The sequence below is a fragment of the Microcella sp. genome (genome assembly GCF_025808395.1).
Classification (GTDB): Bacteria; Actinomycetota; Actinomycetes; order Actinomycetales; family Microbacteriaceae; genus Microcella.
On the sequence record NZ_CP075524.1, the window covers coordinates 1,353,140 to 1,374,642 of the forward strand.

General features: G+C 69.2%; 18 protein-coding genes. 11 read left to right on the forward strand and 7 right to left on the reverse strand.

The window, feature by feature from the left end:
• Positions 1 to 320: 320 nt before the first annotated feature.
• The gene (locus KIT89_RS06660) at positions 321 to 1,670 is read right to left on the reverse strand and encodes a glutamine synthetase family protein (RefSeq protein ID WP_297603837.1); all 1,350 of its coding nucleotides are present in this window, start codon (positions 1,668 to 1,670) and stop codon (positions 321 to 323) included.
• A gap of 96 nt (positions 1,671 to 1,766) precedes the next feature.
• On the opposite strand from KIT89_RS06660, the gene KIT89_RS06665 reads away from it, so the two are divergent.
• Positions 1,767 to 2,480, forward strand: a complete 714-nt coding sequence (locus KIT89_RS06665) for a type 1 glutamine amidotransferase (RefSeq protein ID WP_297603838.1) — start codon at positions 1,767 to 1,769, stop codon at positions 2,478 to 2,480.
• Positions 2,481 to 2,586: 106 nt separating this feature from the next.
• On the opposite strand, the gene KIT89_RS06670 is transcribed toward KIT89_RS06665, so the two are convergent.
• The gene (locus tag KIT89_RS06670; RefSeq protein WP_297603839.1) at positions 2,587 to 3,828 is read right to left on the reverse strand and encodes a cytochrome P450; all 1,242 of its coding nucleotides are present in this window, start codon (positions 3,826 to 3,828) and stop codon (positions 2,587 to 2,589) included.
• Positions 3,829 to 3,959: 131 nt separating this feature from the next.
• Between KIT89_RS06670 and KIT89_RS06675 the strand changes: the two genes are divergently transcribed.
• The 6 genes from KIT89_RS06675 to KIT89_RS06700 all read left to right on the forward strand — a co-directional run bounded on the left by KIT89_RS06675 (position 3,960) and on the right by KIT89_RS06700 (position 9,344).
• Positions 3,960 to 4,460 (forward strand): MarR family winged helix-turn-helix transcriptional regulator, encoded by a 501-nt coding sequence (locus tag KIT89_RS06675; protein WP_297603840.1) that lies wholly within the window; start codon positions 3,960 to 3,962, stop codon positions 4,458 to 4,460.
• Positions 4,461 to 4,612: 152 nt separating this feature from the next.
• Positions 4,613 to 6,088 carry an aldehyde dehydrogenase gene (locus KIT89_RS06680; RefSeq protein ID WP_297603841.1) on the forward strand — a complete coding sequence of 492 codons (1,476 nt, stop codon included), beginning with the start codon at positions 4,613 to 4,615 and terminating at the stop codon, positions 6,086 to 6,088.
• Positions 6,089 to 6,091: 3 nt separating this feature from the next.
• Positions 6,092 to 7,027, forward strand: coding sequence for a catechol 1,2-dioxygenase (locus tag KIT89_RS06685; protein WP_297603842.1), 936 nt, complete (start codon positions 6,092 to 6,094; stop codon positions 7,025 to 7,027).
• A complete protein-coding gene (locus KIT89_RS06690; RefSeq protein WP_297603843.1) occupies positions 7,024 to 7,908 on the forward strand; it encodes a fumarylacetoacetate hydrolase family protein in 885 nt (294 codons plus the stop codon). The genes KIT89_RS06685 and KIT89_RS06690 overlap by 4 nt, the downstream gene beginning before the upstream one ends.
• The gene (locus KIT89_RS06695; RefSeq protein ID WP_297603844.1) at positions 7,905 to 8,099 is read left to right on the forward strand and encodes a ferredoxin; all 195 of its coding nucleotides are present in this window, start codon (positions 7,905 to 7,907) and stop codon (positions 8,097 to 8,099) included. Before KIT89_RS06690 ends, KIT89_RS06695 begins: the two co-directional genes overlap by 4 nt.
• Before the next feature lie 6 nt (positions 8,100 to 8,105).
• Positions 8,106 to 9,344, forward strand: coding sequence for an NAD(P)/FAD-dependent oxidoreductase (locus KIT89_RS06700; RefSeq protein ID WP_297603845.1), 1,239 nt, complete (start codon positions 8,106 to 8,108; stop codon positions 9,342 to 9,344).
• A 13-nt stretch (positions 9,345 to 9,357) separates the two neighbouring features.
• Here the strand turns inward: KIT89_RS06700 and KIT89_RS06705 are convergent, their stop codons facing one another.
• Positions 9,358 to 12,672 carry an ATP-dependent DNA helicase gene (locus KIT89_RS06705; protein ID WP_297603846.1) on the reverse strand — a complete coding sequence of 1,105 codons (3,315 nt, stop codon included), beginning with the start codon at positions 12,670 to 12,672 and terminating at the stop codon, positions 9,358 to 9,360.
• A 4-nt stretch (positions 12,673 to 12,676) separates the two neighbouring features.
• Entirely contained in the window at positions 12,677 to 15,958 is a 3,282-nt protein-coding gene (locus KIT89_RS06710; RefSeq protein WP_297603847.1) for a UrvD/REP family ATP-dependent DNA helicase, read from the reverse strand.
• A gap of 135 nt (positions 15,959 to 16,093) precedes the next feature.
• Between KIT89_RS06710 and KIT89_RS06715 the strand changes: the two genes are divergently transcribed.
• Both KIT89_RS06715 and KIT89_RS06720 read left to right on the forward strand, forming a co-directional pair.
• Positions 16,094 to 16,318, forward strand: coding sequence for a DUF3107 domain-containing protein (locus tag KIT89_RS06715; RefSeq protein ID WP_297603848.1), 225 nt, complete (start codon positions 16,094 to 16,096; stop codon positions 16,316 to 16,318).
• Between the two features lie 13 nt (positions 16,319 to 16,331).
• Entirely contained in the window at positions 16,332 to 16,652 is a 321-nt protein-coding gene (locus tag KIT89_RS06720; RefSeq protein WP_297603849.1) for a hypothetical protein, read from the forward strand.
• Between the two features lies 1 nt (position 16,653).
• On the opposite strand, the gene KIT89_RS06725 is transcribed toward KIT89_RS06720, so the two are convergent.
• Positions 16,654 to 17,370 carry a ferritin-like fold-containing protein gene (locus KIT89_RS06725; RefSeq protein ID WP_297603850.1) on the reverse strand — a complete coding sequence of 239 codons (717 nt, stop codon included), beginning with the start codon at positions 17,368 to 17,370 and terminating at the stop codon, positions 16,654 to 16,656.
• A gap of 87 nt (positions 17,371 to 17,457) precedes the next feature.
• On the opposite strand from KIT89_RS06725, the gene KIT89_RS06730 reads away from it, so the two are divergent.
• Positions 17,458 to 18,858, forward strand: coding sequence for a DEAD/DEAH box helicase (locus tag KIT89_RS06730; RefSeq protein ID WP_297603851.1), 1,401 nt, complete (start codon positions 17,458 to 17,460; stop codon positions 18,856 to 18,858).
• A gap of 60 nt (positions 18,859 to 18,918) precedes the next feature.
• The gene (locus tag KIT89_RS06735) at positions 18,919 to 20,415 is read left to right on the forward strand and encodes a DHA2 family efflux MFS transporter permease subunit (RefSeq protein ID WP_297603852.1); all 1,497 of its coding nucleotides are present in this window, start codon (positions 18,919 to 18,921) and stop codon (positions 20,413 to 20,415) included.
• Here the strand turns inward: KIT89_RS06735 and KIT89_RS06740 are convergent.
• Complete coding sequence (locus tag KIT89_RS06740; RefSeq protein ID WP_297603853.1) at positions 20,412 to 20,756, reverse strand: HepT-like ribonuclease domain-containing protein; 345 nt, start codon at positions 20,754 to 20,756, stop codon at positions 20,412 to 20,414. The genes KIT89_RS06735 and KIT89_RS06740 overlap by 4 nt on opposite strands.
• Positions 20,753 to 21,214: a helix-turn-helix domain-containing protein gene (locus KIT89_RS06745; protein ID WP_297603854.1), complete on the reverse strand. Its 462-nt coding sequence runs from the start codon at positions 21,212 to 21,214 to the stop codon at positions 20,753 to 20,755. The genes KIT89_RS06740 and KIT89_RS06745 overlap by 4 nt, the downstream gene beginning before the upstream one ends.
• Positions 21,215 to 21,503: the final 289 nt, after the last annotated feature.

Genomic DNA, 21,503 nt, shown 5'->3' on the forward strand with positions numbered 1-21,503 from the left:
GGTGGCAACACTCGCTGAAGTAGCCATAGCGCCGCAATCACCGCTCCAGTAGCCAGTGCTCCGAAAGGTGGACCCCAGCCAACGAGGGCAACAGAAAGGAGGCTGAAGGGGTGGCCGGAGATGACGGCCGGTGCGGCCCAGAAGACGATGAGCCACAAGGTTACCCAGGCCGAGGAACACAGCAGCAACAGCCCAACAACGGGTGACCTCACGAGAGGTTGGACTGCAACAGAGTCATGACCTTCGTGCTCTTGCTTGGCGTCCCCATCTATCCCTGCATTCTGCTGCAGAGGGTGTCAGTTCGGACGATCTGCCGCGACTTAAAGATCGAGGAAGTACTCCTTGACCTCCCAGTCGGTGACGTCGCGCGTCGTGGGGTCGTCGACGGCGTCGGTGTAGCGCTCGATCTCGTCGCGCTTCATCACCTCGAAGACGTTCACGAGGTCGCCGCCGATGATGTCGATGAGGCGGGTGTCGGCGCGCAGAGCATCCAGAGCATCGCCCAGCGTCATGGGCAGCACGGCGAAGCGGTCGTCTTCGTAGGCGTAGCCCACCGAGGGGTCGGGGCACTCGAGGCCGCGCTGAATGCCGTCGAGCCCCGCGGCGAGCAGGGCCGCGGTCATGAGGTAGGCGTTCGCGGCTCCGTCGCCGAGGCGCATCTCGAGGCGCGTGCCCTGGCCGCGCTCCGGCGGAATGCGCAGCATGGCGCTGCGATTGTCGTAGCCCCAGTTGCCGCGGTAGGGCGCGAGCGTGTCGGGGCCGAGGCGCTTGTAGGCGTTGATGGTCGGGTTGCAGATGGCGGTGAGCGCCGCAGCGTGCTCGACGATGCCCGCGATCATCTGCTTCGCGAGGGTGCTGAGCTCGCCGCCCTCATGCATGAGGTTGGCGCCGTCGCGGTCGGTGAGCGACATGTGCAGGTGGAACCCGCTGCCGCCCTCGTCGCTCCACGGCTTGCCGGCGAAGGTCGCAGCCTGGCCGAGTCGGGCGATGACGTCTTTCACTCCCGCCTTGAGCATGAAGATGCGGTCGCACGCGTCGAGCGCCTCGCCGTGCCAAATGTTGATCTCGTACTGACTCGGGCTGAACTCGTGGTTGCCGGCGAAGACGCCGATGCGCATCTGGTCGAGCATGCGCAGCAGGTGCAAGAAGGTGCCCTTGGGGTCAACGGTTGCGCCGCTCGTGTACACACGGCCGGTCGCCTCGAGGGCGCGGCGGTATCCGCCGTCGTCGGTGCGGTCGGCGATGTAGAACTCGAGCTCGGGGCCGACGACGGGCGTGTAGCCGAGGTCGCCGAACTTCTGCACCATGCGCTCGAGCAGCACGCGGGGTGAGAGCGGGTTGGGCTGGCCATCCGGGTTGTTCGCCCCGGCGACCGCGTAGGCGACGCCCGGTTCCCACGGCAGCGCGCGCCAGCCGTCGGGAACGATCTGGCTCACGAAGTCTTCAAGCCCGTTGCTGAGCACGTCTGCGCCGTCGAGCACGCCACCCTGCGTGGTCGTCACCCAGACGCCCTGGCAGAACGTCGGGCCGCCGTGGCTCACCTTGTCGAGTTCTCGCACGAGCAGGTCTTTCGACCGCACGGTGCCGATGATGTCGGCGTAGATCACCCGCAGCACGTCGATATCGGCAGCGAGCAGCTCGCTCTGCAGGTTGGCCAGGCTGTGACTCATGTGCGACTCCTTCGTGGCACTGGGGGCGGCGACGTTGCCGATCGTTCGGGTTCAAACGAGATAGTAGACTACCCGCACACTCGATGGGGAGGCCCGATGCGCGTTCTGTTCATCCAGCACGATCATGTCAGCCCCCTCGGGCCGGTCGGCGAGCGTTTCGCGCAGCTCGGCTTCGACATCGACACGCATCTCGTCGTGCCAGAAGAGTCGTTCTCGTCGCCCAACGTCGCGACAGAGTTTCCTGACCGCGGCGACTACGACGTGCTCGTGCCGCTCGGCGCCCCCTGGGGCGCGTGGGACGACGCCTGCATCGGCCGCTGGCTGCTTCCTGAGATCTCGTGGTTGCGTGACGCCGTCTCCGGTGGGATGCCCGTGCTGGGCATCTGCTTCGGTGGCCAGCTCGTCGCGCGCGCCATGGGCGGCTCGGTGTCGCCCGCACCGCGAGCCGAGATCGGCTGGACCTCGATCTGGAGCGATCAGCCGTCGCTCGTGGGCAATGGCCCGTGGTTCCAGTTCCACTACGACCGCTGGGCCGTGCCGCCCGGCGCCGTCGAGCTCGCGCGAACCCCCGCCGCTTCGCAGGCGTTCACGATCGAGAGCACGCTCGCCGTGCAGTTTCACCCCGAGCTCGATGCCGCTGGGCTGCAGGGGTGGCTCGACTGGGGTGGAGCATCCAAGATTCGCGAAGCCGGCCTCGACCCCGACATCATGCTGGCCGAGACGGTGGCGACGGCCGACGCGGCGCGCGACCGCACGTATGCGCTCGTCGACGCGTTTCTCACCGAGGTCGCGGGGCTGCTGCCGCGCTGAGCGCGCGCTACGAACGGCCTGCGCGACACTTTCACGCTCGAGTTGCCAGTTGTTGCTGCAAACCCACAGCGAGGCGACGACAACTGACCACTCGGCGCGGCGCGGGTCAGGCCACGCGCACCGGCATGCGCTTGATGCCGTGCACGAAGTTGCTGCGCAGGTAGTCGATGTCTCCGGTGCGCTCGAGGGTGACGTCGCGCGTGATGAGGTCTTCGAACATGATGCGCAGCTCGATGCGGGCGAGGGCGTTGCCGAGACACATGTGAGGCCCACCGCGGCCGAACGACATGTGCTCGTTCGGGGTGCGGGTGACGTCGAAGTGGTACGGCTCGTCGAACACGGCGTCGTCGCGGTTTCCCGAGGCGAACCAGACGACGACCTTGTCGCCCTCGGCCACCTGGGTTCCCGAGAACTCGACGTCGCGCGTGGCGGTGCGCCTGAAGTGGTAGACGGGCGAGGCGTAGCGCAAGAACTCCTCGACCGCCCACGGGATGAGCGAAGGGTCGTTCTTGAGAATCTCGAGCTGCGACGGATTGTTGAGCAGGTTGCTCATCGAGTGCGAGATCGTGTGGCGCGTGGTCTCGTTGCCGGCCACGACGAGCAGCAAGAAGTTGGTGTTGAACTCGTGCTCGCTGAGCGGCTGGCCGTCGCTCGGCACGCCATCGGCGAGCAGCGTGATGAGGTCGGTGCCGCCCTTGCCGCGACGCTCAGCGGCGAGGTGCCGGCCATACTCGTAGACCTCGATCGCCGCCGGCGAGCGGAACGGCACGTGCTTGTACTGCTCGCTCTCGGCCGAATCGATCAGCAGGTCGGCGTGCTCGGGGTCGGTGTTGCCGACCATGCGGTTGCCCCAGGCGATGAGCTGGCCCGTGTCGCTGTCTGGCACACCGAGCAGGCGCGCGAGCACCCGAATCGGAAAATCTGCGCTCACCTCGTCGACGAAGTCGAACTCTTTCTTCGCGAGCGCGGCATCCACCGTCTTCGCAGTGATGCCGCGCAGGAAGGTCTCATACTTGGCGACCGCCTGCGGGGTGAACTCCCCCTGCAGCATGCGGCGCAGGGCGCGGTGGCGCAGCCCGTCGGTCTCGAGCAGCGACCGGCGCTGGTCTTGCAGCTCGGGCTCGACCTCTTCGAGGTTGGTGAACTTGGTCGACGTGAACGTCTCGGTGTCGCGCAGCACGCGCACGATGTCGTGATAGCGCGTCACCGACCAGAACCCGCTGCTGGGCGACTCTTCGGTCGACCAGTGCAGGCCGGGAGTGGCACGCAAATCGTCGAACAGACCCCACGGCGCCCCATGGGCGAAGAGGTCGAGGTCAGCGAGGGTGAGATCGGTCGTAGTCGCCATGAGCGCCTGCTTTCGTAGGAAGCGATTTGTTCGGATGCTAACGAACTTCCGCGCGCCCGTCGAGTCCCCCGCGCGGCCAGCCGCGATCGCGAGCGTGCCGAACGCCCTGATAATGAACGCAGGAGGATTCCATGCCCAGCGCACACACGCTCGCCGAGACCGAGGAGCAGGTCGTCTCGAAGCTCGGCTCGCTGCCGCTCGACTTCGAAGCCATGGCCGTCGTCTCGAACCTGTTTCGCGCGGCCAACGCGACCCGCAACTACCTCGAGCGCAGCGTGCTCGCCGAGAGCGGCCTGTCGTGGACAGCCTTCGTCGTGCTCTGGGTCACCTGGATCTGGGAGCCGATCGAGACCCGGCAGATCGCCGAAGAGGGCGGCTTCTCGAAAGCCACCCTCACGGGGGTGCTCGGCACGCTCGAATCAAAGGGCTACCTCGCCCGCGAGCGCAGCGAGCGAGACGGCCGGCTCGTCAACGTGTCGATGACGCCGTCGGGGCGCGAGCTCATGGTGCGGCTGTTTCCGACCTTCAACGATCACGAGCGCACCATCTCGAGCACGATCGACCCGAAGCGGCGCCGCGAACTCGCCGATATGCTGCGCGCCGTGACACTCGTGACCGAAGGTCAGCGGTAGGTCAGTACTGAGGGCGCCCGGTAGCGCCATCGTCACGGGATGCCCGCTCACGCAGGCAACCGCCCTAGCCCTACCGCTCGGGCCGCGACTCGGTTACTATCGAAAGACTCGTTCGTATCCGAACGACTCGCGACAGCAAGGGAGCCGCCCGCGTGCAGACTGCAGCGCACCAGGTTGAACTGGCCACACTGACCGTCGACACGCGGCACTACATCGACGGCGCCCGCGTCGCGAGCGATTCGACCTTCGAGAGCATCTCGCCCATCGACGGCAGCGTGCTCGCGCATGTCGCGCGCGGCGGCCAGGCAGAAGTCGATGCCGCCGTCGCCGCCGCTGCCGCCGCCTTTCCCGCCTGGCGCGACCTCGGCCCCGAGGGGCGCGGCGAAATTCTGCATCGCCTCGCCGACCTCATCGAGGCGAACGTCGAGCAGCTGTCGCAGCTCGAGACCCTCGACAACGGCTCGCTGCTGCGCAGCCACCGGCGCGGGGTCATGCCGCGCGTCGCCATGAACATCCGATTCTTCGCCGACTGGGCGATGACCAAGCTCGAGCACCCCGTCTGGCAGACCCGCGGGCACGACAACGTCGTGAGCTGGGACCCGACCGGGGTCGTCGCCATCATCACCCCCTGGAACGCCCCGCTCATGCTCGCCACCTGGCGCATCGGCCCGGCCCTCGCGGCCGGCGACACCGTGGTGCTCAAGCCCGCCGAATGGACGCCCCTGAGCGCGAGCTACTTCGCCGACCTGTGCGCCGAGGCCGGCGTGCCCGCGGGAGTCTTCAATGTTGTGCAGGGGCTCGGTGCGGAGGCCGGCGCGGCCCTCGTCGCGCATCCCGGAATCGCCCGCATAGCGTTCACCGGCTCGGTGCCGACCGCGAAAGCGATCATGCGCTCGGCCGCCGACAACCTCACCCCCGTGAGCTTCGAGCTCGGGGGCAAGAGCCCGCTCATCATCACCGACGACGCCGACCTCGACCTCGCCGTCGAGATCGCCATCGAGCAGTATGACAACGCCGGCCAGGTGTGCCTCTCGGGCACGCGCCTGCTCGTGCACGAGCGCATCGCCGAGGCCTTCGCCGAACGCTTCGCCGACGCCGCCGCCGCGATCGTGCAGGGCGACCCCCGCGACGAGGCGACGCAGATCGGCCCGCAGATTCACCAGGTGCATTTCGACCGCGTCGCCGGATTCGTCGAGCGCGCGCAAGCCGACGGCGCTCGCGTCATCATCGGCGGCTCGGGCAACGACGAGCTCGGCGGCCTTTACTTCAGGCCGACGCTCATCGTCGATGCGGCGCCCGACAGCGAGATCGCCACCGCTGAAGTCTTCGGCCCCGTGCTCACGATGCAGACCTTCTCGACCGACGACGAAGCCGTCGAGGTCGCCAATGCCACCGAGTACGGCCTCGCCGCCGTCGTCGTGTGCGGCGACCGCGAACGGGCCGAACGGCTGACGACGAATCTCGTCGCCGGCACGATCTGGGTCAACTGCTTCTTCGTTCGAGACCTCGCCGCGCCGTTCGGCGGCAGCAAGAAGAGCGGCATCGGCCGCGAAGGAGGCGTGTGGTCGTTCGACTTCTACGCCGACGTCAAGAACACCGTCTACGCACCCTCAGGGTGGAAGGAGTAAGTCATGGGCAAGGTTGTCGGAGCCGCGATCCTCGCGCACGTACCCACCATCATGCTGCCGCAAGATGTGCGGCACGACCTCAACGGGGGCAAAGAGATCACGCTCGTGCCCGGCCTCAAGCGCCTGCGCACCGAGGTCATGGAGACCCTCGACTACGACACCGTCGTCGTGCTCGACTCGCACTGGGCGACGACCGTCGAGTTCGTCATCACCGCGCAGGCCGAACGCAGCGGACTCTTCACGAGCGAAGAACTGCCGAGAGGGATGTCGCAGATTCCCTACGCGTTCAGGGGTGACCCCGAACTCGCGAATGCCGTGGCGAACTACGACGAGAAGAACGGCACCTGGGTGACGCCCATCAGCGACCCGCACCTGCCGATCTTCTACGCCACCGTCAACCTGTGGCACTACCTCGGCCGCGGGCTCGACAAGCGCTGGGTGAGCATGTCGGTCTGCCAGACGGCGACGACCGAAGACTTCTTGCGCTCGGGGCGCGCGCTCGGCGAGGCGATTCGCGACAGCGACCGCAAGGTGCTGCTGCTCGCCTCGGGGGCGCTCTCGCACACCTTCTACAAGCTGCGCGACCTGCGCAAGCACGAGGCGAGCGACCCGTCGCACATCTTCAGCCCCGAAGCCCGAGAGGCCGACCTCGAGCGCATCGAGTGGATGAAGCAGGGCGACCACAAGCGCATTCTCGACACCATGCCCGAGTTCAAGAAGTACAAGCCAGAGGCCAACTTCAGCCACTGGCTGCAGATGGCGGGCGCCACGGGCGAAGAGGCCAACACGGCCAAGGGCGTCATGTACTCGGAGTATGAGAACTCGATCGGCACTGGCCAGGTGCACATCTACTTTCCTGAGCCCGAGGGCGGGTTTCCGCTGCCGAAAGACGTCACGCTCTCGCGCGACGACTCCTCCGACGTCGCGGGCGCCGCATGACCGAGTACCGGCGCATTCTGCTCGACGGCGCGGCCGTGCAGGTGGTGCGGCACGGCGACGAGCTGCGAGCATCCGATGGCCGCATCGTCGCAGTCGACGAGGCCATCCACTTGCCGCCGACCGAGCCGACCAAGATCATCGCCGTGCACTTGAACTACCCGAGCCGCAGCGATGAGTTCATGACGAAGCTGCCGCCGGCGCCGACCTACTTTCACAAGCCGATCACGGCGCTCAACAGCCACAAGGGCGCCGTCGTGCGCCCGGCAGGCTGCCAGTGGCTCAACTATGAGGGCGAGATCGTCATCGTCATCGGGCGCACGTGCCGCAACGTCTCGCCAGACGAGGCGGGCGACTACATCGCTGGCTACTCGGTGGGCAACGACTACGGGCTGCACGATTTTCGCGACACCGACGCAGGCTCGATGCTGCGGGTCAAGGGCAGCGACACGCTCGCACCCGTGGGGCCGGGCCTGGTGACCGACTGGGATTTCCGAGGCAAGACGATTCGCACCCTCGTGAACGGCGCTGTCGTGCAAGAAGACTCGACCGACACGATGGAGTGGAACATGCACTACCTCGTGGCCGACCTCGCCCGCACCATCACGCTCGTGCCGGGCGACATGATCTACTCGGGCACGCCCGCCAACTCGCGCCCCGTGCAGCCCGGCGATGTGGTCGAGGTCGAGGTCGACGGCCTCGGTCGCCTCACCAATACGATCGTCGAGGGCCCCACACCGATTCGCACCGACGTCGGCGCCCAGCCGACCTCGAGTGAAGAAGTGGTGTCGACGGCGCTCGGCGGCGATTGGGAGTTCCGCGGAATCCGCACACCCTCGAAAGACCTCTACCCGTCTCGCATCCAGGAGGAAGAAGACGCATGATCAAGATCGACGTCGACATGGACAAGTGCCAGCACTACGGCCAGTGCGTCTTCGAAGCCCCTGAGGTGTTTCAGCTGAACGCCGACGACAAGCTCGAATATCAGGCCGAGGCGCCCGACGAGATGCTCGGCGACCTCGAGGCTGCTGCTGACGTCTGCCCCATGCAGGCGATTCTCATCACCAAGGCGTGACCTCGCGTGGCTGAGCGTGCGGTTCAGGATGCTCCGCTACTGATCGTCGGAGCTTCGATGGCCGGTCTGCGCACCGCTGAAGGTGCTCGGCGCGCGGGCTACGCGGGGCCGATCACGTTTCTCGGTGCTGAAGCGCACGCGCCGTACAACCGCCCGCCGCTGTCGAAAGAGCTGCTGCAGACCGAAGGGCAGGGTCACGCCGACGTGGCGTTCCCGATTCGCTCGGCGCTCGAAGAGAACGTCGAGTGGGTGCTCGGGCGCGCGGCTGCCTCGCTCGATGTCGAGCGTCAGGTGGTCGTCGACGATCGCGGGGACGAGCACGCCTTCAGCGCTCTCGTCATCGCGACCGGCCTGCGGCCGAAGCCCTTGCCCATCGACGACCACGGTCTGGGTGGAATCCACGTGCTGCGCACCGTCGACGACGCCATCGCGCTGCGCTCGGTGCTGCGACCGGGTGCCGACGTGGTCATTCTCGGCTCGGGGTTCGTCGGCTGCGAGATCGCGGCGACGGCGGCCAAGAACGGGGCGAAGGTCTCGGTCGTCACGCAGAGCCGGGTTCCGCTCGAGCGTGCGCTCGGCCCGCTGCTCGGCGGCGAGCTGCGCCGCAGGCACGAGCAGCACGGTGTGCGGTTCTTCACGGGTGAGTCGCTGTTCGGGCTCATCGGCGACCCCGACGTCGAGCGCGTCATTCTGACGAGCGGCGTCATGCTCGAGTGCGATGCGCTCGTGGTCGCGGTCGGCAGCGACCCCAACACCGAATGGCTGCGCGATTCGGGGCTCGACGTGAGCGACGGCGTGCTCGTCGACGCGGGGCTGCGAGCCGTCGGAGTCGACGGGGTCGTGCACCCGTCGGTGTTCGCGGTCGGCGACGTGGCGCGCTACGCGAACCCGCTGTTCGACGAGGTGCCGCGCCGCGTCGAGCACTGGAACCTTCCGACCGAGACCGGCAAGCGGGCGGGGCAGCTCATCGCCGCGCACTACGCGGGCGACGACTGCGAACCCCTCGCGGCCGCCGGGTTCGCGCCGCTGCCCTCGTTCTGGAGCGACCAGTACGACGCCCACGTGCTCGCGTTCGGCATGACCTACCTGGCCGATCACAGCGAGCTCGTCGCCGGCTCGCTCGACGACGAGTGCGTGGTCGAGTTCTACCGGGGTGACACTCTCGTCGGAGTCTGCGGCATCGGCATGCGCAGCCTCGTGCAGAGCTATCGCACGCGCTTCGCGGTGCCCGCGGTGCGGGCGTAGGTCGGCGCCGGGTTCACGCCGTGCCGACGGCGGCGCGCCATCGCTCGCGCAACTGCTGCTCGTCGGGCAGCGACTCGGGGCGCAGCACGGCGTCGTCGACGACGAAGTAGAACGCCGCCGTCACCGACTCGAGCGGCAGGGCCGCCCAGCGCGCGTACGCGACGCGGTAGAGCGCGAGCTGCAGCTCTTTCGCCGCGCGGTCGGCGTCGTCTCGTGGAGCTTTTCCGGTCTTCCAGTCGACGATCTCGACACTGCGCGGGCCGTGGCGAGCATCCCGAGCGCGCACGGGGTCGAAGTCGGGGTCGGTCGAGTAGACGGCGTCGATCTTGCACACCAGGATGCGCCCCTCGAAGGGCACGTGCAGCTCGCGCTCGACGTCGATGGGGGTGCGCGTCGCCCACTCCGAGCGCTCGAACGTGGCCTGCAGGGCGGCGAGCGCGTGCGCATCGATGCCGTCGGCGGCGACCCCGCCGGCAGCCGCACCGGCGAGCCCGCCCGCCGCGAGGTCGAACTCGGCGTCGAGGCCGTCGACCGAATCGGGCGTGGCTCCGAGGCCGTAGCGCTGCTCGACCCAGCGGTGAAAGACCGTGCCGAGCCTGGTCGCTCGATAGGGGCGCTGCGGCATCGGCCGCCGCAGTCGCTCGGCCACCTCGGCCGGAGCGGTGATGAAGTCTTTGAACGACGACGCCGGCACCCTGAGCGGCAGCGCCACCCTGCCGGTGGCCTCGAGTCGTTCGGCGCGCTCGGCCAGCAGCAGGTCGATCTCTCGCTGCCAGCCGCGACGGTCGTCGCCGCGCACGGTCGGGTCGGCCGCGCGCACGCGCTCAGCAGCGGCGACGACGCGGTCTCGACGCGCGCCGAAGGGGTCGAAGGGCCACCACGGCTCGACTGCGCTGTCGTCGACGACGGGGTTCTCGTCGTGCTGCGGCCCAGAGGGGGGCGAGGGGATGAGGCCGCGCTCTGCGAACGGCTGCAGAAACGGGCTCGGCCCCCGAGGCTTCGACTGCGACGCCCAGAACGACCCGGTGAGCAGCAGCCGGTGGCGCGCACGCGTCACCGCGACGTAGGCGAGCCTGCGCTCTTCGCGCTCGAGATGCGCCTTGACCTCTTCGGTGAAGGCATCGCGCCGCAGCAGCAGTTCTTTGCGACTCTCGGCACCGCGCCAGTCGAAGCCCGGCAGCTCGGCGTGGTCTCCGCGCAGCTCGTAGGGCAGCACTCCGAGGCGAAGCCAGCCGGTGGTGCCGTCGCGCGGCTTGCTCGGCAGCTCGTCGACGACGAGGCGCGGCACGACCACGTGATCCCATTCGAGACCCTTCGAGCCGTGAATGGTGAGCACCTGCACGGTTCCGGGCTCGGGGGCTTCTGACCGGGGCGAGAGGTTGTCGCGCCACTCGGCTTCACGCAACCAGCCGAGAAACCCGCCCAGCGAGGCGTTGTCGGCGAGGGCGAGGTAGCCGTCGAGCGCCTCGTGAAACGCCTCGCGCGGCGCCTCGCCCATCGTGCGAGAGGGGTTCGCCGCCACCTCGATGTCGAGCATGAGGTCGTGCTCGACGGCCACGACGAGGTCGGGCAGGTCGAGCGCGGTGCGCGTGCGCAGCGTGGCGAACAATCGGCCGGCATCGCGCAGCCGCTCGAGACCCGCCGGGCTGAGCGCGGCCAGCTGCGAGTGGCCGTCTGATGCCGTCGCGACGAAGTCGAGGGCGTCGACGAGCGAGACCCCGTCGGTGCGGGCGACGGAGGCGCGCAGCTTGGCCTTCACCTCGTCGCTGAACGCGCGCTGCGACAGGTCACGGTCGCGCAACCACGAGGCGATGCGGCTGAGGGCGTGCAGGTCGGCGACGCCGATGCTCCACCGCGGGCCGGCGAGCAGGCGCACCAGCTCGGTGCCGGCCGCGGGGTCGCCGATCACCGAGAGCGCGCTGACGAGGTCGGCGATCTCGGGCTGCTCGAGCAGACCGCCGATGCCGAGCACGTGCACGGGAACCCGCGCCTCTCGCAGCGCGGCGAGAAACACCGGTTGCGTCGTGCGATTGCGCATGAGCAGCGCCGCGCTCGCCCGCAGGGGGCGGCCCTCGGCATCGACAGCGCCGGGCTCGCTGCCCGGCGGCGGCTCGGCCACCCGCTCGGCGAGCCACGCTGCGACGGCCGTCGCCTCGTCGTGCAGGGTTTCTGCGAACACCAGGTCGAGGGGCTCGCTGCTCGCGACCGGTGAGGGCCGCAGCGTCGCCACGGCGACTCCCCCGCGGGCGGTGAGGGGCTCGACCAAGAGATTCGCGGCCTCGAGAATGCTCGTGCCGTTGCGCCACGACGTGCTCAGCGAGTAGCGGCCGACCGCACCACCCGAACTGCGGGCGAACCGTGCGGCGAAGTCGTCGAGGTTCGAGGCGCTCGCGCCGCGCCAGCCGTAGATCGACTGGTGCGGGTCGCCGACCGCCATCACGGGGGTCGAGCCGAAGAGCTCGGCGAGCAGCCAGGTCTGCGCCACATTGGTGTCTTGGTATTCGTCGAGCAGCACGACGCGATACCGCTCGCGCAGCTGTTCAGCGACACTCGAGTGCCGACGCACGATCGAGAGCGCGAGGCTCACCTGGTCGGCGAACTCGACGAAGCCGTCGCGGTGCTTCACGTGCTGCAGCCGCTCGACGAGGTCGACGATCGGAAGGGTCGCCCCCAGCTTCATGAGGGCCTCGAACTTCTCACGCCGCTCGTAGCGATCGCCATAGGGCAGGTCGGCGAGCTCGAGAAACTCGGTGATGACGCGGCGCACGTCGGCGATGTCGGCGTCGTGCTCGGCGACCGAGTGCGCGAGCTGCAGCACTGTGGCCGTGAGCCTGTCGACGCTGAGGTCGAGGTCGGCGAGCCGGGCATCCGTCGTCGAGGTGACGATCTCGCGCGCCAGTTGCCACGCGCTCGCGTCGCGCAGCACGACCGAGTCTGGGTCGCGGCCGATGAGCACCGCGTGGTCGCGGTAGAGGCTCGAGGCGAACGAGTTGTAGGTGGCGACGGTGGGTTGGGTGAACGCGTCGACGACGGTGCCCGACTGCTCGAGCAGCCCTGAAGCGCTCAGCTGCACGAGCCGTTGCCGAATGCGCGCGGCGAGTTCGCCGGCCGCCTTGCGGGTGAACGTGAGGCCCAGCACGTGCTCGGGCGAGACGAGCCCGTTGGCGACGAGCCAGAGCACTCGCGCCGACATCGTCTCGGTCTTGCCCGAGCCCGCCCCCGCGACGACGAGGGCGGGGCCGAGCGGCGCCTCGATGATCGCCCGCTGCTCGTCGGTCGGCTCGTGCTGGCCGAGCTCGCGAGCGATGTCGACGGCGCTGAATCGCATGCGCTCACTCATCGCCCGTCACCGGCCCCACCCGATGGATGCGATGCGCAAGACCCGAGAAGTCGAAGCGATCGATCGTGCGCACGCCCGTGAGCCGTGCCACAGCGATCGCCGACACGGCTTGGCGCAGGCGCTCGCGAAAGCCCTCGAGCTGCTCGTCATCGAGCGGCTCTTGCACTGCTTCGCGGTAGTCGGCGCCGCCTTTGCCCTCGCGCACGTAGAGCAGTCGGGCGCCCCCTGCGTGGTGCGGCAGGCCCTCGAGCACCGTGTCGAGAATCTCGTCGAATGCGCCGTCTGCGTAGGCCAGCTGATAGGCGCCGAGCTGTGCGTGCTCGTCGATCTCGCTCTGCTTCGTGAGCGGGGCGCCGGTCTTGAGGTCGATGATGCGCACGCCCCCGTCTGCGTCGACTTCGAGGCGGTCGACGACACCGCTGACGCGCGCCCGATCGACCGTCACCTCGAATCGCTGCTCGGCGGCGACGAGCCCGCGCGCTTCGGCTTCGGCATCGCGCAAGTAGCCGGCGACCCCGAGCGCGTAGCGCCGCGCGAGGCGGCGCTGCTGCTCGGCAAGCCAGGGAGACTCGAAGACGAGCTCGTTCCAGCGGCTCTCGATGGCCGCCCAGACGGCGTCGACCTCGGGCTCGACCGCGGTCTCCATCGCCCAGTGCACGATCGTGCCGATGCCCATCGCCGGGCTCGACTCACCGGGTGCGATGCGGTCGAGAAACCAGTCGAGCGGTGAGGCCTCGATCGCGTCGAGCTTCGACGGAGACAACGACACCAGCTCGTCACCCTCGAACAGCGCCTCACCGGTCGACGGCGGCAGCATGCCCCACCACGAGTCGGGGGTGGCCCCCGGCACCCGCTCGGCGGCGAGCCGCGCGAGTGCGAGCGCCGCCTCGGCCCGGTCTCGATCGCGAGCAACCCGGTCGTCGTCGACGAGTTCGCGTCGCAGGCGCCCGACGAGTCTGCGCAGCGAACGAGCGCGCACCGGTCGTGCGCCCGAGGCGGCGATGGCGGTGTCGAGGGCGACGACGGCCTCGGGGCTCGACTCGGTGGCGTCGAGGCCGAGGCTCTCGGCGCGCTCACGCCGAGCGTGCTCGCGCACGAGCGCGAAGAGCGCGCTCGGCTGATCGTCGTCGCCGGCTGTCGCGGTGACGACGAGCTGCCGACGCGCGCGGCTCGCGGCGAGCGCGAACATGCGCAGCTCGTCGTCGAGCACGATGCGCCGCTCGTCGATGTCGTCGACGGGCAGCCCCCGTGCGAGGCGACTGATGAGCGGGGCGCCGAGCAGCGTGCCGCGCACGCGGGTGTTGGGCCACACGCCTTCGGTGAGCCCGGCGATGACGACGACGTCGGCCTCGAGGCCCGTCACGGCCGAGGGCGTCGCGACGAGCACGGCATCGTCTGAGCGCAGTGGTGCGAGCAGGTCGTCGCCGACATCGCTGTCGAGCACGCGGGCGAGAAACGATTCGACCGTGGCGTCGGGCACGGTGTCGACGATCGTCGCCGCGGCGGTGAACAGGGCGACGACGGCGTCGAGCGCTCGGTTGGCCTCGGCCGCGGCAACACCGAAGCCCGACGCCTCGCGCTGCCAGGTCTCGGCGACGTGCGCGTCGCTCCACGCGAGCCAGAGCAGCTCGTCGACCGTCGCCGAGTCGGCATGCCGCTCGCCGATCGCGGCGAGCGTGCGGGCCAGCCGCGCAGCGCTGCGAGCGATGCGGTGGTCGAGGGTGGCGAGGCGGTCGGGCGCGCTGAGAGCATCCACGAGCAGTTCATCGGCGGTGCGATCGCCGCCGCCGCCCAGTTCTTCGGCGCGCAGGGCGCGACGCAGTCTGCGCAAGCCCACCCGATCGAGCCCGCCGAGCGGGCCGAGCAGCAGTTCGCTCGCGGCCTCGGCATCGAGCGGGGCGCGGCCCACCCCGATCTCGACGTGGCGAATGAGGGCACGGGCTGCCGGATGCTCGCGCAGCGGTCGCCCGGCAGCCGTGCTCTGCACGGGCACCTCAGCCTGGCCGAGCGCCCGCACGAGCGCGGGAACCATCGCCCCGCTGCGCACGATCACGGCCATGCGGCCGTATGGCACGCCGTCGAGCAGGTGCCGCTCGCGCAGCAGGTCGGCGACGAGGGCGCGCTCGCGCGTGGGGTTCGACGCTTCGAGGGCGACGAGCGGGCCGCCCCACTCGGCGGCGATCGACCGCGCATCGTCGTCGCCCTCGAGTCGGGCCGTGGCGCGGCGCTGCGTGCCCGCCGCGGCCGTGCCGATGCGCGCGGTCACGTCGGCGACGAGCCCGCGCACGGCCGCACCGTGGCGATGCACGCTCGGCAGCACGATGGGCGTCGAGTCGCGCCACCCGAGCGCAGCAGGCAGGTGCGCGAGCGCATCGGGCTCGGCCCCGCGAAAGGTGTTCGCGGCGAGGTCGGGGTCACCGAGGGCGATGACGGTCGCACCGCGCTCGGCGAGTGCCGCGAGCAGGTCGAATCCGCTCGGCGTCGCGTCGTGGGCGTCGTCGAGCACGACCAGCCGCGGGGTCGGGGGCATGCCGGGCACGGGGTCGCGCACGAGCCCCACTGCGGCCCGCACGAGCTCGGCCGGGTCGAGCTGCCCGGGCCTCGACGCGCCCAGAATGTCGCGGTATTCGTCGACGAAGTCGGCGATCGCGAGCCACTCGGGTGTCGAGCGCTCGCGGGCAGCCGAGCGCAGCCGATCGGTGCTCCAGTCGTGCTCGCTCAGCCGCGCGATGGCGTCGCGCAGCTCGGTGCGAAACGCGGCGAGCCGCCGCACCTCCGGCCCGAGATGCTCAGGCCAGGCCGGACCGCTCGCGGCGGCAGAGCCCAGCACCGTCTCGAGCACGTCGCGGTCGAGCAGCTCGGCGAGGTCGGCGTCGTGGTCGGCACCGCTCAAGAGTCTCGGCTCGGCGAGACCGCCCAGCCGGTGCGCGGCGGTCACCACCGAGAAGGCGTATGCGGCGACCGATCGCGCGAGCGGCCCCGGCAGTGCCCCGAGCGTCGGTGAGTCGACGGCGAGGCGCACCGCCAACCGGTCGCGCACGAGCGTTGCGGTGCGGCGCGACGGAGTCAGCACGAGCACGCTCGCCGGGTCGAGGCCGTCATCGAGCACGGCGGCCGCGACGAGCTCGACCACCGCCGACGACTTGCCCGACCCTGGTGCACCGAGCACGATCGCGCCGCGCGTGAGGCGAGCATCCACCACCCGCTGCTGACCCTCATCGAGCGTCACGGGCGCCACCTCGACACGCGTCGATGCGGCGGCGAAGGTGGTCACGGTGCCACGCTACCGGCGAGCGCCGACGCGGCGCCCGCGCGTCGACCATGCACCGGTCTGGCAACCGTGCTCAGACCGGTGCGCCCTCAGTGAACAGGGCCGACGCCCGCCCGCGTGCCGGGTACGCTGGCGACCGTGGACATTCGCATAGGAATCGTGAACAGCCCCCGAGAACTCGCCTTCGAGTCGTCAGAGTCGGCCTCGGAGATCGCCGCAGCGATCACCGCCGCCATCGAGAAGGGCGCGCCCCTCGTGAGCCTGACCGACAGCAAGGGCAAGCAATACCTGGTTCCGACAGCGGTCATCGGCTACGTCGAGATCGGCAGCGACTCGGCCCGCCGCGTCGGCTTCGTCGGCTAGTAGTCTCGCTGGCATGGAACTGCTCTTCGTCAGCGTCATCGGCTCGGCCTTCGCGCTCGGCGTGCGCTACCTGGTGCCCGGCCGCCAGACGCACGGGCTGCTCGTCGTGCCGCTCGTCGGGGCGGCCGCGACGGCAGCCGTCTGGGCGATCTGCGTGTGGCTCGGCCTCACGTTCGACGGAGGGTGGATCTGGGTGATCTCGCTCGTGCTCGGCCCCCTCGTGGCGCTCGCCTTCGCGCTCGTGCTGCCGAAGCGCCGAGACGCGGCAGACGCCGAGCTGCTCGAGCGCCTCATGAAGCCGAGCACCGCTGCGAAGGCGCCCGCGAAGGCGTGACCTAGGCCGTCAGGCCCAGGCGATCCATGCGCCGAGTGTGCTCGGCGATGAGCTCGGTGAACACCGGCTCGATCTGCGCTTCGTCGCGCGAGCTGTCGGCGTGCAGGGTGAGCGCCGAGCGAGCCTGCAGCATGGTGTCGCCGACGAGCCGCCTGCTCCAGAGGGCAAGTCGAGACGACAGGCGCGGGTTCGCCGCGATCGCGCGCTCGAGAATGCGGTGCAGCGGCGACTGCACGTCGCCCTCGGCGAGCGCCTCGGCGACGCGCTGACCGAGCTCGCCCGGCACACCGCCAGACAGCCGAATCCAGAAGTCGGTGAGAAAACCGATCGTGACGTGAGCACTCGCCACCTGCTCATACCACTCGCCGCCCTCGGTGCGCCGCTTGAACTCTTCGACCCCGGCCATGTGGGGCTGCATGACATCGGTCTTGTCGAGGTGCAGTCGCTCGAGCTCGACCGCGAGCACGCGATAGCGATCGAGCACGGTGCCGACGGCGCGCGCCAGAGCATCTTTGTCGGCCACGCGCGTCGCGTTCGCCATCGCCGCCGTCAACTGCTCGATGAACGTCAAATGCAGTGCGGCGCAGTGGCCCAGAAACACGTCGGGGGCTGGCGCGAGCTCGCCCAGGTCGACGCGAAGTGCCGCCGCAGCCGTGTCGCGCGGCGTGAGAGTGGGAGCCTCGGCACGAGGGCGAGACCGCCGAAACCACGAAGCCACGCGCTCAGCCTAGGCGATCAGCCGGTCTGACCGCGCGCGACGGCTAAACTGACTGCTTACCGACCTAACGACAGGCGACACACCACAGTGACTTTCACCGATCTGGGCATCGAGCCCGACATTGTCGACGCGCTCGCGTCGAAGGGCATTCTCTCGCCCTTCCCCATTCAAGAGCAGACCATTCCTCTGGCACTCAGCGGCCAAGACATCATCGGCCAGGCGAAGACCGGCACCGGCAAGACCTTCGGTTTCGGCCTGCCGCTCATTCAGCACCTGGGCCTGCACCCCGAGCCGGGGGTCAAGGCGCTCGTCGTCGTGCCCACGCGCGAACTCTGCGTGCAGGTGACGCAAGACCTCGAAATCGCCTCGGCGAACCGCGACGTCAAGATCGTCTCCATCTACGGCGGCAAGGCATACGAGGGCCAGATCGAGCAGCTCAAGGCGGGTGCGCAGATCGTCATCGGCACGCCCGGCCGCCTGCTCGACCTCGCCAGCCAGCGCCTGCTGAGCCTCGCCAACGTCGAGGTGATGGTGCTCGACGAGGCCGACAAGATGCTCGACCTCGGCTTCTTGAGCGACATCGAGAAGCTCTTCGCCCAGACCAAGCCGACGCGCCACACCATGCTGTTCTCGGCGACCATGCCGGGCCCGATCGTGGCCCTGGCCCGCCGCTTCATGACTCGGCCCATCCACATTCGCGCCACCGACCCCGACGAGGGGCTCACGCAGGCGAACATCAAGCACGTCGTCTACCGGGCGCACGCGCTCGACAAAGACGAGGTCGTCGGCCGCATTCTGCAGGCCGAGGGCCGAGGCAAGACCATCATCTTCACCCGCACCAAGCGCGCCGCGGCGAAGCTCGTCGAAGAGCTCAACGATCGCGGATACAACGCCGCAGCCGTGCACGGCGACCTCAACCAAGAGCAGCGCGAGCGCGCGATGGCCGCCTTCAAGGCGGGCAAGAAAGACATCTTGATCGCCACCGATGTCGCCGCTCGAGGCATCGACGTCAACGACGTCACGCACGTCATCAATCACACGGTTCCGGATGACCACGACACGTATCTGCACCGCGCAGGCCGCACCGGCCGCGCCGGCAAGACCGGCATCGCCGTCACCTTCGTCGACTGGGCAGACATGCACAAGTGGGCGCTCATCAACCGCGCGCTCGAGATGGGGCAGCCCGAACCGGTCGAGACCTACAGCTCGTCGCCGCACCTCTACACCGACCTCGACATTCCCGAGGGCTCGAAGGGCCGGCTGAAGGCCACGCCCATTCCCCGCGTCGAGAAAGAGGCCTCGCGGCCCCCGCGCTCGCGCGGCGGGTCGGGCGGCGGCCAGCGCAGCTCCGACCGGCCGGCGGCGGCAGCGCAGTCGTCGGGCGACGGCTCGGCTCGCGCCGAAGGCTCTGGCACGCCTCGACGTCGGCGCCGGCGTCGCACAGGAGGCGGAGCATCCACCGCAGACGGGTCGGCGGCAGCGAACTGACCGCTCGCGCGATTCTCGCTGTTCGGGAATCTCGGTGGTATCCGGTAGGTTCACTCCGTTATGCCTGCACCCTCTGCCAGCACCGATGAGTCGCTGAACCCCTCCACCATTCCTGCGTCGACGAAGCTCGTCATCGGGCTGCTGCTCGGCTCGACGTTCGTCGTCATCCTGAACGAGACGCTCATGGGCGTCGCGATTCCGACCCTCATCGACTCGCTCGGCATCACGGCCTCGCTCGCGCAGTGGCTGACGACGGCGTTCATGCTGACCCTCGCGGTCGTGATTCCGATCACGGGCTACCTGCTGCAGCGCTTTCAGACCCGGCCCATGTTTTTGCTCGCGATGAGCCTGTTCACGCTCGGCACGGTCATCGGCGCGATCGCCCCCGGATTCGAGGTGCTGCTGCTCGCGCGCGTCGTGCAGGCCGCCGGCACCGGCATCATCTTTCCGCTGCTGTTCACGACCGTCTTCGGCCTCGTGCCCGCCGATCGCCGAGGCCGCGTGGTGGGGCTCATCTCGACCGTCATCGCCGTCGCGCCCGCACTCGGACCGAGCGTGTCTGGCCTCATTCTGAGTTTCGCCGACTGGCGCTGGCTGTTCATCACCATGATTCCGCTCTCGGTCGCCTCGCTCGTCATCGGGGCGATTCGCGTCGTCAACGTGGGCGAGCCTCGCCCCGGCCGACTGGATGTTCTCTCTGTGCTGCTCTCCATCCCCGGTTTCGGCGGCCTCGTGTTCGGGCTCGCGCAACTCGGCGAGGCGGGCCGCGAAGCTGAAGGCGATGTGGCGGAGGCGACCACGGCGGCCCTCACCGCGCTCGCCATCGGGCTCGTGGCGCTCGGGCTCTTCGTCTGGCGTCAGCTCGTGCTGCAGCGCACCGACGCAGCCCTGCTCGACCTGCGCACCTTCGCCCAGCGGCAGTTCGCCATGTCGATCGCCATCGTCATGGTCGCGGCCATGGCGCTGTTCGGCGCCATCATTCTCATTCCGCTGTTCGTGCAAGACGTCATGGGTGCCACGGCGCTCATCTCGGGGCTCATCATCTTGCCCGGCGCGCTGCTGCAGGGGCTGCTCGCCCCGTGGATCGGCCGTCGCTACGACGCCGTCGGCCCGCGCTCGCTCGTGCTGCCCGGCGCGGTGCTGCTCACCGTGTCGATGTGGGGCATGGCGATGCTGACCGCCACGACCCCGCTGTGGCTCATCGCCGCCGCCAACATCGGGCTGAGCCTGGGCCTCGCGCTGCTCTTCACCCCGCTGCTCACGAACGGGCTCTCGGCGCTGCCCCCGCAGCTCAACTCGCACGGCAGCGCCATCGTCGGCACCGTGCAGCAGGTGGCCGGTGCTGCGGGCATCGCCCTCTTCATCTCGGTCGCCGCGGCGTTCGGCGGCGCCGACCCCACCGAGGCCTCCGTCACCGAAGAGGGGGTGCGCGCCGCCTTCACCGTCGGCGCCATCATCGCCACCTTCACGATTCCGGCCGTGCTGTTCGTGCGTCGCACGCCGACGACGACCCCCGAGCCGCACGGGGACGACTCACCCGCGGCGGCGGCGCACTAGTCGCGATCAGAGTCGAGCAGCGCGGCGACGATCTGGGGAAACTGCACAGCGATGGCCTGCCAGAGAATCTCTTCGTCAGTGCCGTCGTAGTCATGGGCGATGAAGTTGCGCACGGCGCGAATGCCCTGCCAGTCAATCTCGGGGTGCGCATCACGAAACGTCTCTGGCAGGCGGTCAGCAGCAGACGACAGGTCGATGACGAGTGACCGAGCGATGCGGCGCTGGTCATCATCGTCAGGGTCGGTGAAGCGCTCATGGCCCCGAGCGACGACACGGCGAGCCGTCACCGCGAAACGAGCGATGTCAGCGAGAACTGCGGCGATGCGGTCGTTCGAGTTCACAGCGCGACTGCCTCGGCACGGATGCGCTGCATGGCGGGGCCTGTTCCGCGGTCTGAGACCACGTCGACCGTGACTCCCAACAGGTCTTCGACCTCGGCCATGAATCCGGCGAGATCGAAGAGCGACGCGTCGGCAGCGGGGTGAACCAGCAGATCGACGTCAGAGCCCACCTCAGCATCGCCGCGCGCCACCGAACCGAACACGCGAACATCGCTCAAGCGCCGTCGTTCGGCAGCACGCAGTATGTCGTCGCGTGCAGAGCGAAGCCGAGCAAGATCGGGAACCATCAGAGCTGCCAGCAGCCGCGCAGACGTCTCGGGCGCCGGCCGTCGGCGGCCGCTCTCGTAGGCGGCGATGTTCGGTTGCGGCACTCCCGACCGAACGGCCAGCGCACGCTGCGACATTCCCGCGTCTCGTCGAAGCTCTCGCAGCGTCTCGCCCACCACCACGACACTCATAGGCTCATGATAGCGAGTCGATATCGCGGTGTCACTGGGGCGCGGAGGGATCTGTGTCGCCGTTGACGACGATGACTGCGCAGAGCAATCCGCCCTGGTCTGAGGCCGAGCGCAACCTGGAGCCACTGTGACGTTGTGATTGACTCTGCATCCGTGGTCCACGGCGTCGCCCAGACCGTGCCCACCCGGTCTATCGCGTCGATGACGACGTACTTCTTTCGGGTTTCGGCGGCGGCGAGAAACGTCACTGTCGGGGCCTTGCTGTGCAGCGAACTCAGAGACGGAGTCT

Bases quoted from the DNA above. Each gene is read 5' to 3' on its own strand.
- KIT89_RS06685 (WP_297603842.1), top strand. From the start codon at position 6,092: ATGGGCAAGGTTGTCGGAGCCGCGATCCTCGCGCACGTACCCACCATC.
- KIT89_RS06720 (WP_297603849.1), top strand. From the start codon at position 16,332: ATGGAACTGCTCTTCGTCAGCGTCATCGGCTCGGCCTTCGCGCTCGGC.
- KIT89_RS06735 (WP_297603852.1), top strand. From the start codon at position 18,919: ATGCCTGCACCCTCTGCCAGCACCGATGAGTCGCTGAACCCCTCCACC.
- KIT89_RS06745 (WP_297603854.1), bottom strand. From the start codon at position 21,214: ATGAGTGTCGTGGTGGTGGGCGAGACGCTGCGAGAGCTTCGACGAGAC.
- KIT89_RS06695 (WP_297603844.1), top strand. From the start codon at position 7,905: ATGATCAAGATCGACGTCGACATGGACAAGTGCCAGCACTACGGCCAG.
- KIT89_RS06705 (WP_297603846.1), bottom strand. From the start codon at position 12,672: ATGCGATTCAGCGCCGTCGACATCGCTCGCGAGCTCGGCCAGCACGAG.
- KIT89_RS06665 (WP_297603838.1), top strand. From the start codon at position 1,767: ATGCGCGTTCTGTTCATCCAGCACGATCATGTCAGCCCCCTCGGGCCG.
- KIT89_RS06675 (WP_297603840.1), top strand. From the start codon at position 3,960: ATGCCCAGCGCACACACGCTCGCCGAGACCGAGGAGCAGGTCGTCTCG.
- KIT89_RS06660 (WP_297603837.1), bottom strand. From the start codon at position 1,670: ATGAGTCACAGCCTGGCCAACCTGCAGAGCGAGCTGCTCGCTGCCGAT.
- KIT89_RS06690 (WP_297603843.1), top strand. From the start codon at position 7,024: ATGACCGAGTACCGGCGCATTCTGCTCGACGGCGCGGCCGTGCAGGTG.
- KIT89_RS06670 (WP_297603839.1), bottom strand. From the start codon at position 3,828: ATGGCGACTACGACCGATCTCACCCTCGCTGACCTCGACCTCTTCGCC.